Below are 14,523 nucleotides of genomic sequence, written 5' to 3' on the forward strand. Positions count from 1 at the left end.
CCTTATCGAATATCGTTTGTGGGTAATTCAAATCCAGATATCATTAAGAAATACTTAAGTTCTGTTATTCAGGGGATACAGATTACCACGGGATTTCGTTTGTAAAAGTATCACCCAACGCAAAAAGGCCTGGAATGCTCCAGACCCATTTTTCATTGCTTATCTAATTTGATAGCCGAATGTCGCTTAACAATATCCGGTTGATAAGTTATATTCTCAACCGGATCACGATTTAATAGCTTAATAATCGCCTTAGCCGCATCAGCCCCCATGCGTTCCTTCTCATGATTCATAGTGGTTAATGAAGGTGTAAAGTACTCACCAAGTTGATAATTGTCAAATCCTGTAACTGAAATATCCTCGGGCACGCGAATACCCTTCGACTTCAAATAATCAATCACCCGAATTGCTAGCTGGTCATTGTAACAAACAATAGCAGTTGGCGCTTCTGACTGTTGCAAGTACCCATTGATTCGTTCATAAATCTTATCTGCTGATTCCTTTGATTGATACATGATGATATTACTCAAATAAGAATATTCTGGATGCTCTTGGTACGCACGGACAAATCCGTTCATCCGATAAACTCCCTGAATATCATCGACTTGAAAAATACCTAAAATACTTTGATGCCCTAAATCGAATAAGTACTGCATCATGCGCTGCTCTGCACTTAAATCATCCGTATCTACATACGGAAAATCTAACCGCGGGTAGTGTGCATTGATAAATAAGGTCGGCAATTCATCATCCTTAATTTCTTGATATAAATCTTCATTCGGATTGGGCAAAGCACTTTGGGTTGGTTCAATAATCAATCCTGCTACCTTACTATCTAACATATTAATTAGGCTCTTACGTTCCTTGTCATGTGTGTTGTGTGTGTTACTGATAAGGATAGAGTACCCTGCTTTAGATAATACTTGGTCAATTCCCGAAATAATATTCGGAAAAATGTAATCTGCAATGTGGGTAGTGATGACACCAATTAGTTTAGTATCAGTTGGTGTAGACCAATTCTTATGCCAATCCTGTACAAACATGCCACCACCCTGAATGCGGTAAATAAAATGATCGCTCTCTAGGTCCCCTACTGCTCGGCGAACCGTATAACGACTGACCGCATACTGTTTCATTAACTCGGACTCAGTAGGCAACTTTTCGTCCACCTGATATTTTCCCGAGATGATATCTTCTTTTAAGCCATCCTTGACTTTCTGATATTTATTCTCCATGTTAGCACCTCATCAATGGTCCCATTTTACCGGTTTTCAATCTTGTTTACAAATAAATTATGAAATAAATATATTTATTTCATAATTTATTTATTCCGCGCTTCCGACTTTTAACCGAGAAAATGATAGCTAATATTCCCCTAACCAAAAAGAGACAGTCCCCTCAAGTCTTGAGGACACTATCTCTTCTCATTCCTTAAGTGACAGATGATTCAAAATACGCTTATCACCATAGGATGTCCACGTACTTCTTAAATTTGCTTCAACTCCAACTCTCGCTGCCGCTTTAGTAAGCATAAGATCATCAGATGGCATCACCAAGTATCATCTAGTAATTAAAGGTCACGACATTCCATGAATATCCTGCTAACAAAACGCTCTGCGATTTACTGCCACTATTGATAGTAGTATCACACGGCTGTAGCGTTAGCATTTCAGGATGTTCACGCGTGTTCATATCCTTTAGATTACCCACAATGTGTTCCATATGACCATCTTTTATTACCTTCGGAAGATCAATTGAAACAGTTTGGTTTTCATTTTCACGATTTACCGCGAACACAACAAATGAAGAACCTGTATCAACTACAACTTGATCCACCACCGGGACATCTTGATATCGCTCTGTTGAATATCGCTTGCTATCCACCATTGATGTTTTCACAACACTCGATGTTTCTGACAAATTACGTAAGAGTGATTGTAAAACATAATAAGTTGGATTAGCCCAAGCGCTACCACCTTCATCGGTCAAAATCAACGGAATCGTATTAACCAACAAGGCCTGACATGATAGTTTGACACGATCACCATGTCTAAGAATTGCTAATGCCATTGAGCCGAACAATAACGTATCAGCTAAATTGAAGTAACACCAATCTACGGGATTATGTTCACTCCATGGCTGCGATTCTTTTTGTGAAAAGTGATGGACATTCCATTCATCAAACGAAATCTTCATAGTCTTGTCACTATGCTTCAATGCCTTTACAGCATCAGCAATTGTTGCAACTTCTTCAATCTGCTTGTCAAATTCAAGCGACCGCGCCAGGTACGTTGGTAAATCATCAGACTCACGTAAAGATTCTTGGTCCAAATTCTCAGACTGATCACGATCAACATAATCATGCATCGCAATGTAATCAACATTGTCATATGCAGCCATTAAGACCTTAAAGTCCCATGAAGGATAAGTACTCAGCCGAGGCGTCGAGCTCCCGACTAGAATTGTCTCAATATCCGGGTCCATTAGTTTCATGGCTTTGGCAGTCTCATTTGCAAGTAAGCCATACTCTTCTGGTGTCCTACTTGCAACCTGCCAAGGACCGTCTAATTCATTACCCAGGCACCAGTACTTAACACCATACGGATCTTTATGTCCATTCTGACGTCTTAAATTAGCCCAATCGGTATCATACTTTCCGTTCACATATTCCAATTCGTGAAGGGCATCGTCAATACCACGAGTACCTAAATTAACCGTTAAAATCGGATTATCAATTTTAGCTTGCTGAATCCATTGGAAGAATTCATCTAGACCAAATTGATTAGTTTCTAACGACTGCCAAGCGATATTCATTCGCTTAGGACGCGTCTTCTTGTCACCAATTGTATCTTCCCAATGATAACTCGACGTGTAGTTTCCCCCGGGATAACGCAATGTTTTTACGCCAAGGTTGCGTACCAGCTTCAGTACATCCCCACGAAATCCCTCAGGAGTTGCTGAAGGATGTCCCGGTTCATAAATTCCGGTATAAATGACCGTTCCCATATGCTCTAGGAACGAGCCAAACATACGTGGACGAACATCAAATCGTTGTTCATTGTACAACTTTAATTTTGCCATATAGATTAAAACCTCGAAAGTTTTGTATTTAGCTTCTTATGGTAAAAGGAAGCAAAGATAAAGTTCAAAAAAGTTAAGCTGAAGAAAATAGTAACTGGGAAAACCATCGCACACAAGATCATAACGAACATGATTGCCGCAAATGCTAACGTCATCGGTAGTTCAATAACGATATCAATCATCGCATTCTGGAAGAAACGACTAAAATGAAACTCATCTCTCATCGAATATTCCTCAAGTACCATGTAAAACAATGCTGCAACAAACAGAAATAATGAGATGACCAAACTTACGCGAATTGGGACAATTACTCGAGTAAACGCCTTCATGTAAACATAATAGAACAGAATTGCCATCGTTGAAGTGACTAATCCAATACCCAATTTTGTCCAAAAATGTCGTTTCAATTCTTCAAAAAACTTTCTCATAATCGTTTCATTACCCTGACCATAAATCCGAATTGCAGTGGTAATACATGCACTAATGATTGGATAGGCAAAGAAAACCGTCGCAAAACCCATCGTTGCAAATACCCCAAGAATCAGATAATTTGTCAGCGGTATCAAGCCCAAATATAAACGGCTGTTAAAAATCCGTGACATGCGTAGCTTTCCTCCTTATCTAATAAAACTATTCCTTCATACCAGACATTGCTGAACCTTGAACAAAGTATTTTTGAGCGAAAATGTAGATAATGAATAATGGCAACATAGAGATAACGGCACCAGCCATAACAGGACCGTAAAATGAAATATGTTGACCAGTGAAGAGTGCTAAACCAGCAGGTAACGTCCGCATACTTGAGGTCGTCGTCAAAATCAATGGATATAGCAAATCGTTCCAGTTGTTGGTCAAAGTGAAGACCGCTAACGCCATCAAGGTCGGCTTGGACAATGGCAACATAATCTTAGTAAAGATCCGCCATTCATTTAACCCATCAAGCCGAGCAGCTTCATCCAGGTCTCGAGGCAAACCAACGAAGTTAGAACGCATCATAAAGATCCCAAATGCAGTCGTTGCCCGTGGAATAATTAAACCGGTATAGGTATCCAATAAATTCATCTTGTTCATTTCAATAAACAGAGGAATCATGTAAACCATGAATGGAATCATCATAGTAACCATGACAAAGTAGTAGAAGGCCGTTTTACCTTTAAATTCCATTCGTGCCAACGCATAACCTGTCATCGAATCTAAGACCAGGGAAATAATCATAGTTGCCCCAGCAAAGACAACAGTATTTTTAACGTATCCTAGTAAAGGAATGGTATCCCAAACCTTAATGTAGTTTTGGAATGTATACTTTCCAGCAAAAATGTGTGGTGGATAAGTAATGATATCCTTTTCATATTTGAACGAAGACAACAGTAACCATAAGAATGGAAAGACAACAATTAAAATCAACAATGACATAACAATTTTGAAAATGATTGACTTGATTAACCGACTCCGGTGGTAGTTACTCTTTTTACCAGAGTCAACCAGCTCAGTCGTACTAGCTGTTCGTGCTTCCATACAGATTCATTCCTTTCGCGTCCTCTACGGACCAAACAAATTTAAAGTCGCCTACCATAAAGGACTTCTTAGTCAAATTGGGTGTTTACCGCATTTGCTTTTCCTTATGACTCATGTACAAGTTAGAAGAAATAGAAAGAACCGCGATAATCACAAATAAAATAGTTGCAACGGATGACGCATAACCCAATTGATATGGCGCAGAAAATCCTCGACTATAAATGTACTGAACAGCTGATTCAGTCTTAAATTCTGGTCCACCAGCAGTAGTTACATAGATTTGGTCAAAGACTTGCATTGACCCAATCAAGTTAGTCATCACACAAAAGCCTAATGAAGGAATAATTTGTGGAATTGTAACATGGAAGAATTGTTGTTTCTTATTGGCCCCATCCATTTCAGCCGATTCATACAGACTAGGTGAAATAGCTTGGATAGCTGTCAACATGATCGTCATCGTAACACCAAAGTTCTTCCAAACAGTCATAACAGCAATTGATGGCATTGCCAGCGTAGCGTCACGGAAAAATTGTGGTGTGCTCATGCCAAATTGGTGTAAAACATAAGGAATCCAACCAATGTTAGGATCAAGCAACATTGAGAAAATGATCCCACTAGTAGTTAAAGAGCAGATAACTGGAACGTAAAACACTGATCGAGAAAAGCGATTAAATAGGGTTGTCCGTGACAAAGCAGCGGCAGCAATTGTCCCCACGATAACCTGTGTAGGTGTTTCTAGGATTGTAAAGTATACCGTGTGCCACATGGAGTTAATCGCCCGTTGATCGTGGAAGAATTGAATGAAATTATCCAAACCAACAAACTTTGTTCCTGTGAAGAAAATATTGATATCAAAGAAACTGAGACCCAAGGTCCCGACTAAAGGAATCACCATGAAGAATAGCAGGATGATAATAGAAGGTGCCATAAATAAGTAGGCAGCATGCTTCGGTTGATTCCAGAATCGGAAGAACGAACGTTTTTTACTAACTGATGTATCGATCTCTTCCATTTAACTCGACTCCTTTATAAAACAGATGCTAATTCCAATCGAGATTGAAATTAACATCTGTTTTTTTATGATTCACATTAACTAGCTTACAAACTAATTACCACTTAATGTACTATCAATTTGCTTAGATGCAGACTTCATCACACTCGTAGTATTGTTCCCAGCTAAAACTTTTTCAATAGATGGGTTAATCACGTTAGTCGTGATGTTACTCATGTTCTTGTTACCTGGGTAGTATGGCTTAGCATACCCAATTTGCTTGTACATCGTAGAAACAAGCTTATCATCCTTGATATCCTTGTTAGCTGCGACAGACTTCAGGTATGGCGCACACTTGTTTTCAAGGCTCCACTTCTTACCAATCTTAGTCGTGTTCCAGTACTTGACGAATGAGTAAATAGCTTTAGTCTTGTCATCATTAGTGCTGGTTGGAATACCAAATCCAACACCATCCAAGATAGCCTTTTGGTCTCCTTGCTTAGCTTGAACTAAAGTATTGATACCATAATCAATCTTGTTCTTCTTCAAGCCAGAGTTTAACCAAGGACCGTTGATGTAAATCCCAAGAGAACCGGCAAGCATCAAGTTATCAGCTTCGGCACCAGAGATGTTCTTAGGACCAACACCATCTTTGTTGATTAATTGTTGCAGGTAATCAAAACTCTTCTTAGTGGCTGCAGAGTTCAAAGCTGACTTCTTTTCGCTACTGTTCATTAGCTTAGCGCCGTTATCTTGTAACAAGTTGTACATGATAGCGCTACCATCCTTAGGCATTGCAAACCCTTGGGTATTGTTCCCTAACTTAGAAATCTTCTTAGCATCAGTTGCTAATTCGGCCCAAGTCTTAGGTGGGTTATTAGGATTCAAACCGGCCTTCTTAAAGAGTTTCTTGTTCCAGTAGAGATACATACCTTGCACTTGCATAGGAACGAAGTAAGTCTTCCCATTAATGACACCTAAGTTACGCGCTGTAGTCTGGAAGTTCGACTTGTTAACACCACTTTGGTTGTAAAAGTCACCCATTTCCTTCATCGTTCCGTTAGAAACGTATGAAGCCATGTCACCATAGTTCATAGCGACAAAGTCAGGTGCTTTTCTAGCTGTGATGGCCGTTGGCAACTTCTGGTTGAAGTTGTCCCAAGTCATAATATCCATCTTGACCTTTACGTGATCCTTATTAGTCTTGTTGTAGTCCTTAACAATTTGTTTTAAGACATCACCATCGGTTGACGTGAAACCGTTCCAGAACGTAATAGTTGTCGTCTTACCTGAAGAACTACTGCTTGACTTACTGTTGCTCCCACACGCTGCCAAACTAAGTCCAGCTGCAGCAATCGCAGCAACGACACCAAGCTTTTTAATTAAGCCATGCTTCATGATTTACACCTCTATGATTAGTAGTTAATTCCAATACCTTGCTTAATGATAGTGGTTTCGCTCTCGAATCCGAGTATCTGCTAACCCCTAAATGATATGAGATGCTCCAATTCTTCATATGTACTTAGAATAATGACTGTACTTTACGCAATGCCACTATCATATTAGAACTTTTGAACTGTCATATCCGATTGAAGGACCCCCTTTCATCTATACAGCCATTGAACACTAGTTAACTCATTGAGAATAAAATCACAAGACATGACACTCATCATGTCTATCTTTCAGACGTCTGCGCATTAACGTGCGATAGATTAACTGTAACTATTCTCACTAGTCTGCTCAATGAACAAACGATTCAGCAATAAGTTAGGCCCAGCAACTCCTGAGTTCAGAACAACTAGGGACACTTTCATATCTCTAATTATCTATCTAACTCCCTTGCCTTATCCACGTACAAATTTAGCATAAATTGTAAGCGATTACAATAGTTATACGGAACAATTTTGATTTTTTCCTTCTTTTTCTTTAATTTATCACCTGAATATTACGCAATTTTCTCCCTCAACGAAAAGACATACCATTTACTGTCCATAGCTAAGAGCAGAGCTGGTTCTCGTATAATCCCTTTTTCACCGCAAAATATCCTCTAATTTATTTGTGTCAACTGTTATTTAGATTTAGTTCATTAACGATTACCGCTAATTCGGTATTGGCTCCTTAGATCCCAACTAATGAGCTGATTATCCAGACTAGCTAATCAAGTTCATGTTAATTTAAATACTGCCGTCGCTTGATTGAAAGCGCTTAATACTGTAATATTTATTCAGATATATTATTCATCCGAATAATGTTATCCGAATAAAAATTATTTTAACATAACGTACTGGTACTTTCACTACGCCCTTATTCATGGAGGTAATAATTTGTCTTACATTGCAATTAATTCGCAAAGAGAAAACGGTAAAATTAGTAAATATATTTATGGCCAATTCTCTGAGCATCTCGGTCATGGTATCTACGATGGACTCTGGGTTGGTCCAGAATCAGATATTCCTAATACAAATGGCATCCGTAATGACGTGGTCAATGCGTTGAAGGCTATTAAGGTTCCCGTTCTTCGCTGGCCAGGTGGCTGCTTCGCTGACACTTATCACTGGACGGATGGTATCGGTCCAACAAATACTCGAAAAAGAATTGTAAATACCAGTTGGGGAAGTGTTGTTGAAAATAATCATTTCGGGACTCACGAATACTTTGAACTACTAAAGCAACTCGGCGCTGATGCTTACATTAATGGCAATCTTGGCAGTGGAACTGTTCAAGAGATGTCAGAGTGGGTTGAATACATGACCTTCGACGGTACTTCCCCTATGGCTGATTTGCGTGCTACCAATGGGCATCAGGAACCTTGGAAAGTTAAATTCTTTGGGATAGGTAATGAAAGCTGGGGTGGCGGCGGTAATATGCGTCCAGAATACTACGCTGATCTTTACCGCCAGTATCAGACATTTATTAATTCCTACGACGCTGACACGCCTATCTATAAAATTGCTTCTGGCCCTAACGTTGATGATTATCATTGGATGGATGTCTTAATGAAGAATGCCGCACCATATATGGACGGTATCAGCCTGCACCACTACGCACTGGCTTCCGCTTGGGAAGACAAACGGCCTGCACTGAACTTCCCCGAAAACGAGTGGTTCTCACTTATTAAGAGTGCGCAAAAGATGGATGAGCTTATCACTAAGCACAGTACCATCATGGATAAATATGATCCTCAAAAACGCATTGGCTTAATCGTTGACGAATGGGGATCTTGGCTACGCGCCGAAGAGAATACAAACCCTGCCTTTCTTTATCAGCAAAACACGATTCGTGATGCAATGATTGCAGCAATCACGTTACACATTTTCCAAAAGCATGCTGACCGTGTACAAATGGCCAATATTGCCCAAATGGTAAACGTCCTACAAGCCATGTTACTCACGGATGGCACTAAATTAGTTAAAACACCAACCTACTATGTATTCAAAATGTTTACTAAACATCAAGATGCTATTGCCATGAACACTTTTGACGAGCTCTCAGATACAACAAGCGCTTCAGTATCTAAAAATGCTGAAGGCGGCTACTTCATTTCGCTTTGTAATTTTGGGTTAAGCGCTTCTGATGACGTTACTGTGGACGTTGATACTGTCATTAAATCTGTAAATGGGAGCATGCTTCGTGGATCACGAATGGATGAACACAATGACTTCGAACATCCAAACGAGGTCAAATTAGTAGATTTTTCCGCGGTCAGCTTCCGCTCACATCAATTGAAAGCCCAGATTCCACCAATGAGCGTCGTTACTCTACAAGTGAATACGAATAAGTGATCTACTACATCGCAAGAATAGAAAAAGGTCCTTGCAAAATTTGTCATTCCGACTAGTTTTGCAAGAACCTTTTGCGTTAATATTTAATTGTATTTAAAAATAAATGGCGCATCACACCGAGAGGAACAAATATAGCATGGAAATTAATAAGCTACTCAGCATCTTTCCAAATGCTGATTTAAAAGACACACCTATATCTAATGAAAACTATTTGAGTATTCCAATCGACTCAAAGTGGCTAACCCTTTCTCGAAAGAATCTTTCTTCGCGAGAAACTGCACTCTTAAATCTCATAATTGCCGATACGCCTCTACAAAATACTAATTCTGCGAATAGCCATACCTGGTTTAGACGCCTGTTTTTGGGTGAGAAACACTTCCAAGAACCAGTAAAGGGACAACGAGTTCGAATCATTCAAATCAACTTAGTTAGTCATGATAACTCAATCCCTGTGAACAATTGGTTGCATGCATTCAAGACTATGTTTAAGCAACCCTTTCTTGATACATTTTTGGTTAACAACCATGAAGCTATTGTTGTTGAGACCTTGAAAGATAAAATGTATGATAATGAGAATTTCTTAGGTATTAGCCAAGCCTTGGATAGTGACTTTTACTGTACATCCAAGCTATATATCGGTCAATACTGGCCAAATGATGATACCATTGAGCAGTTATTTTCAAATGAACGAAAACTATTTAAGTTTCAATTACAACAGAACACCAGTGAACGTATTTTTTCCATTTCGAATAGCATTTTGAAATATTATTTTGAAAAGCAATTGAGTCAAGATCCGCTTATTCTAAAAAGTAATTCGGAACTTTTCAATATGCCTGATGCTAAAAAAACTGTTACAATTCTCTATCAAAATGGCGGAAACATCAGTATTACCGCTAAAAAGATGTTCTTGCACCGAAACACACTTCAATATCGCATTAAGAAATTCCAAGAGACTACTGGTTTTAATCTAAGAAATATGGATGATCTACTCTTTTGTTATCTTCTTACTTTTCAATAACTAAAAATAGGACCCGCTAAGGAGTCCTATTTTTTAGTTGATCGCATTATTTATTTCATATAATCTACAGAGACCTCGGTTTCAGGATCAAAGTAATGTGCCTTGTTCAAATCAAAGCCCATCTTAACGGTAGAGCCTGGCTTTTCAAAGTCACGTGCATTTACTTTAGAAACAAATTCAGTGTTCCCAACCTTACTATAAAGTTGAGACTCAGCACCCAGTAATTCAGAAACAATAATTTCAGCATCAACTTCATTTTCAGGGAACGCCTCTAAGAATGCATTTTCCGTATGAATATCTTCCGGACGAACACCTAAGATTAACTTCTTACCATTGTAACCGTGCTTAACTAAATTCTTCAGACGACCTTCCGGTACACGAAGATGTAATTCATTCTTTTCGTCAGTCACGATGCCATCATGCAACGTAACATTAAAGAAGTTCATAGCCGGAGCACCAATAAACCCAGCAACAAAGGCATTTACAGGCTTATCATATACTTCGGATGGTGTGCCAACTTGTTGCACTTTCCCGTCACGCATAACAACAATCCGATCAGCCATAGTCATGGCTTCTGTTTGATCATGAGTAACATAAATCGTTGTTGTCCCAAGATCCTGATGCAACTTAGCAATTTGTGCCCGCATTGAAATCCGTAACTTTGCATCCAAGTTTGACAAAGGTTCGTCCATCAAAAATACAGGTGCATCACGAACGATAGCCCGGCCTAACGCAACCCGTTGCCGTTGACCACCAGAAAGTGCGGCTGGCTTGCGGTCCAAGTACTCTGTTAAACCTAAAATATCTGCAGCATGTTTAACTCGCTTATCAATATCTTCCTTTGATTTCTTTTGGATCTTTAACCCAAAGGCCATATTTCCATACACAGTCATATGCGGGTACAAAGCATAGTTCTGGAAGACCATGGCAATGTCACGGTCTTTTGGTGCCAAATTATTAGCAACTTTGCCATTAATTACCAGCTTGCCCTTAGTAATATCTTCCAATCCAGCAATCATTCGTAAAGTCGTTGACTTCCCACAACCAGATGGCCCAACGAAAACCATAAATTCTTTATCTTTAACATCTAGATTAAAATCAGTAACAGAATAATTTTCTGCCCCATCATATTGCTTATAGATATGCTCTAGGTTGACTTCTGCCATTATGTATAACATTCCTTTCAAGTTTATCTGTATTTAGTATATTGTGAAAGCGCATTCATTTAAAGCAAATAGTGACCAAAAACCCGCTTTAACTTTGTCAAACATGAACAAAAATATTGATAAATTATGTTTTCTTGATATTTGTTAGGACACGTTGCAATAGCTCTTCTATCTCCCGCGGGTTCTGTATTACACCTCCTTCTAGCACATATTTATATTATATTTACCCTTGCCATACGATCCAGATGCTTAAAGGGTTGACAGCGTTTTCATACGGTTGTATATTTCAATTGTACGTATTTATCAGCATTTATTAGAAGTATTTACCTTAAAGTACTTACAAATATTAAAAAGGAGAGCTCTATCCTATGGTACAAGCACAAGACTACGTCAATCCACTGATTGTCCAGCGGGCTGATCCATATATCTATAAGCATACTGACGGATACTATTACTTTACAGGATCTGTTCCTGCCTATAATCTAATTGAAATCCGGCGTGCAAAAACACTAAATGGTTTAGCAAACGCCGCACCAAGAACCGTCTGGCGTAAACATCCAGATGGTAGCGGTGCCATGAGCCAATTGATTTGGGCTCCGGAACTACACTACATCGATGGCAAGTGGTTCATCTACTTCGCTGCTTCTCACACCAAGGAATTCGATCACAACGGTATGTTCCAACACCGGATGTACTGCATCGAATGTGACAACCCAGATCCAATGCGTGACGAAGCCGATTGGATCGAACATGGTCAAATCGAAACGCCACTGGATACCTTCGCTTTAGATGCTACCGTCTTTGAAGCGCAAAACAAATTGTACTATGTTTGGGCGCAAAAGGATCCCGCAATCAAAGGGAACTCTAACATCTACATTGCCGAAATGGAAAACCCATGGACGTTGAAGACCAAGCCAGTGATGCTGACGAAGCCAGAATACGATTGGGAAACCAAGATTTTCTGGGTCAACGAAGGTCCCGCAGTGCTCCACCGCAACGGTCGTTTCTTCTTGACCTATTCTGCAAGCGCTACCGACGAAAATTACGCCATGGGAATGTTGACCGTGCCAGAAGACGCTGACCTCTTAGATGCTGCCAACTGGTCCAAGTCTAAGACGCCTGTCTTCCAAAGCAATATGCCAATTCACCAGTACGGTCCTGGCCACAACTCATTTACAGTCGCTGAAGACGACAAGACCGATATCTTGGTTTACCATTGCCGGAACTACACCGACATCAAGGGCGATCCACTGTACGATCCAAACCGTCACACCATGGTTCAACCATTCACTTGGAATGATGACGGGACGCCAAAATTCGGTAAGCCAGTTCCATATAATTACAAATAAAGTTAATAGCTATAGTTCAAATACACTCAGGAGGTCATTTTATGCAAGGAAAATTAACTGTCGATCTTGATAACCAAATTTCTAAGATTGATGATCGCGTATACAGCGCTCTAATCGAACACCTTGGCCGTGCCGTTTACGACGGTCTCTACAATCCTGGAAATCACAAATCTGATAAAAATGGTTTTCGTCAAGATGTAGTAAAAGCCGTCAAAGATTTAAACATCGATTTAATTCGCTACCCTGGTGGTAACTTTGTTTCCGGCTTCAACTGGGAAGACAGCGTTGGTCCCAAGGAAGACCGCCCTACTCGCCTTGATCTTGCTTGGCGTAGTATTGAAACCAACCAATTTGGCTTGCACGAATTTATGAAATGGGCTAACCAAACTGGAACTCGCCCTGACATGGCGGTTAACTTGGGTAGCCGAGGTATTGATGCTGCTCGCAATCTAATCGAGTATTGCAACTTCCCAGGGGGTACTTACTGGAGTGACCTACGGAAGAAGAACGGCGCTGAGAAGCCATTTAACATCAAGACTTGGTGCTTGGGTAACGAAATGGATGGTGACTGGCAAATTGGCCATAAGACTGCTGAGGAGTATGGTCGTCTGGCCCACGAAACTGCTAAGGTCATGCGTCTAGTTGACCCTGATATCGACTTAGTCGTCAGTGGTAGCTCGACTCGCGAAATGGCGACATTTGGTAGCTGGGAAGAGACCGTTCTTGATCATACTTATGACGATGTCGATTACCTCTCATTACACCGTTACTACGACAATAAAGAGAACAACCTTCACAATTTCTTAGCTAAGTCTATTGACTTTGACGAATTTATTAGTGGAATTGTTGCCGTCTGTGACGCGGTTAAGGCTCGCAAGCATAGCGAAAAAACAATTAATCTTGCATTAGACGAGTGGAATGTCTGGTACCATTCTAATCAGCAAGATGACGAAACCGCACCTTGGCAAAACGCCCCCCACTTGCTGGAAGACCACTACAACTTCGAGGATGCTCTAATGGTCGGGACTATGTTGATCACCCTGCTCAAGCATGCTGACCGCGTTAAGATTGCTTGCTTGGCACAATTGGTCAACGTCATCGCCCCTATCATGACTGACGACCAAGGCATTTGGCTACAGTCCATCTTCTTCCCGTTCATGCAAGTTTCTAAGTACGGTCGCGGCATTGCCTTAACCCCTAAGCAAACAGCTGACACTTACGACAGCAAGGACTTCAAGGATGTCCCTTACTTAGACAGCTTAGCCGTTTACAACCAAGACGCTTCTGAAGTCGTGGTCTTCGCTGAAAACAAGGGCGAGGATGCCATGGACTTCACCACGGATCTGCGCGACTTGAATGCTGAAAGCATCATTGAAGCCACTCAGTTCTACGGCTACGACATCAAGCAGACCAACGAGGATCAGCAGATGGCTATTCAACCGAACAAAAAGGTCACACTGGACGGCAACGTCCTCAAGACTACGCTTCAACCATTATCCTGGAACATGTTCCGGATCAAAGTTCGGTAAGCTACCTCACAAATAATAACAGCACTAATAATAGGGCCCCAACATCCCACCGCATGACGCGGTTAGACGTTGAGGCCCTATTGTCATACACT

11 protein-coding genes are annotated in these 14,523 nt (G+C 40.4%); 4 read left to right on the forward strand and 7 right to left on the reverse strand.

Annotation, left to right across the window (positions count from 1 at the left end; all coding sequences use genetic code 11):
- Nucleotides 1-152: 152 nt before the first annotated feature.
- The 6 genes from EKM83_RS01780 to EKM83_RS01805 form a co-directional block, all read right to left on the reverse strand.
- Entirely contained in the window at nucleotides 153-1,235 is a 1,083-nt protein-coding gene (locus tag EKM83_RS01780) for a GntR family transcriptional regulator (protein WP_125574926.1), read from the reverse strand.
- A gap of 328 nt (nucleotides 1,236-1,563) precedes the next feature.
- Nucleotides 1,564-3,081 (reverse strand): alpha-L-arabinofuranosidase C-terminal domain-containing protein, encoded by a 1,518-nt coding sequence (locus EKM83_RS01785; RefSeq protein WP_125574927.1) that lies wholly within the window; start codon nucleotides 3,079-3,081, stop codon nucleotides 1,564-1,566.
- A gap of 5 nt (nucleotides 3,082-3,086) precedes the next feature.
- Nucleotides 3,087-3,683: a hypothetical protein gene (locus EKM83_RS01790; protein ID WP_125574928.1), complete on the reverse strand. Its 597-nt coding sequence runs from the start codon at nucleotides 3,681-3,683 to the stop codon at nucleotides 3,087-3,089.
- Nucleotides 3,684-3,711: 28 nt separating this feature from the next.
- Nucleotides 3,712-4,596: a carbohydrate ABC transporter permease gene (locus tag EKM83_RS01795; RefSeq protein ID WP_125574929.1), complete on the reverse strand. Its 885-nt coding sequence runs from the start codon at nucleotides 4,594-4,596 to the stop codon at nucleotides 3,712-3,714.
- Nucleotides 4,597-4,681: 85 nt separating this feature from the next.
- Nucleotides 4,682-5,608 (reverse strand): carbohydrate ABC transporter permease, encoded by a 927-nt coding sequence (locus EKM83_RS01800; protein ID WP_125574930.1) that lies wholly within the window; start codon nucleotides 5,606-5,608, stop codon nucleotides 4,682-4,684.
- A 93-nt stretch (nucleotides 5,609-5,701) separates the two neighbouring features.
- Entirely contained in the window at nucleotides 5,702-6,985 is a 1,284-nt protein-coding gene (locus EKM83_RS01805; RefSeq protein WP_125574931.1) for an ABC transporter substrate-binding protein, read from the reverse strand.
- A 926-nt stretch (nucleotides 6,986-7,911) separates the two neighbouring features.
- On the opposite strand from EKM83_RS01805, the gene EKM83_RS01810 reads away from it, so the two are divergent.
- Nucleotides 7,912-9,369, forward strand: coding sequence for an alpha-N-arabinofuranosidase (locus tag EKM83_RS01810; protein WP_125574932.1), 1,458 nt, complete (start codon nucleotides 7,912-7,914; stop codon nucleotides 9,367-9,369).
- A 136-nt stretch (nucleotides 9,370-9,505) separates the two neighbouring features.
- Nucleotides 9,506-10,387 (forward strand): PucR family transcriptional regulator, encoded by an 882-nt coding sequence (locus EKM83_RS01815; RefSeq protein ID WP_164505561.1) that lies wholly within the window; start codon nucleotides 9,506-9,508, stop codon nucleotides 10,385-10,387.
- Between the two features lie 50 nt (nucleotides 10,388-10,437).
- On the opposite strand, the gene EKM83_RS01820 is transcribed toward EKM83_RS01815, so the two are convergent.
- The gene (locus tag EKM83_RS01820) at nucleotides 10,438-11,553 is read right to left on the reverse strand and encodes an ABC transporter ATP-binding protein (protein ID WP_125574934.1); all 1,116 of its coding nucleotides are present in this window, start codon (nucleotides 11,551-11,553) and stop codon (nucleotides 10,438-10,440) included.
- 368 nt (nucleotides 11,554-11,921) lie between these two features.
- Between EKM83_RS01820 and EKM83_RS01825 the strand changes: the two genes are divergently transcribed.
- Together EKM83_RS01825 and arfA are read left to right on the forward strand one after the other, a co-directional pair.
- Nucleotides 11,922-12,902 carry a glycoside hydrolase family 43 protein gene (locus EKM83_RS01825; RefSeq protein ID WP_125574935.1) on the forward strand — a complete coding sequence of 327 codons (981 nt, stop codon included), beginning with the start codon at nucleotides 11,922-11,924 and terminating at the stop codon, nucleotides 12,900-12,902.
- 41 nt (nucleotides 12,903-12,943) lie between these two features.
- On the forward strand, nucleotides 12,944-14,431 hold the full coding sequence (gene arfA, locus EKM83_RS01830) for an arabinosylfuranosidase ArfA (RefSeq protein ID WP_125574936.1): 1,488 nt from the start codon (nucleotides 12,944-12,946) through the stop codon (nucleotides 14,429-14,431).
- Nucleotides 14,432-14,523 lie beyond the last annotated feature (92 nt).

It is taken from the genome of Levilactobacillus angrenensis (genome assembly GCF_003946085.1).
Lineage (GTDB): Bacteria > Bacillota > Bacilli > Lactobacillales > Lactobacillaceae > Levilactobacillus > Levilactobacillus angrenensis.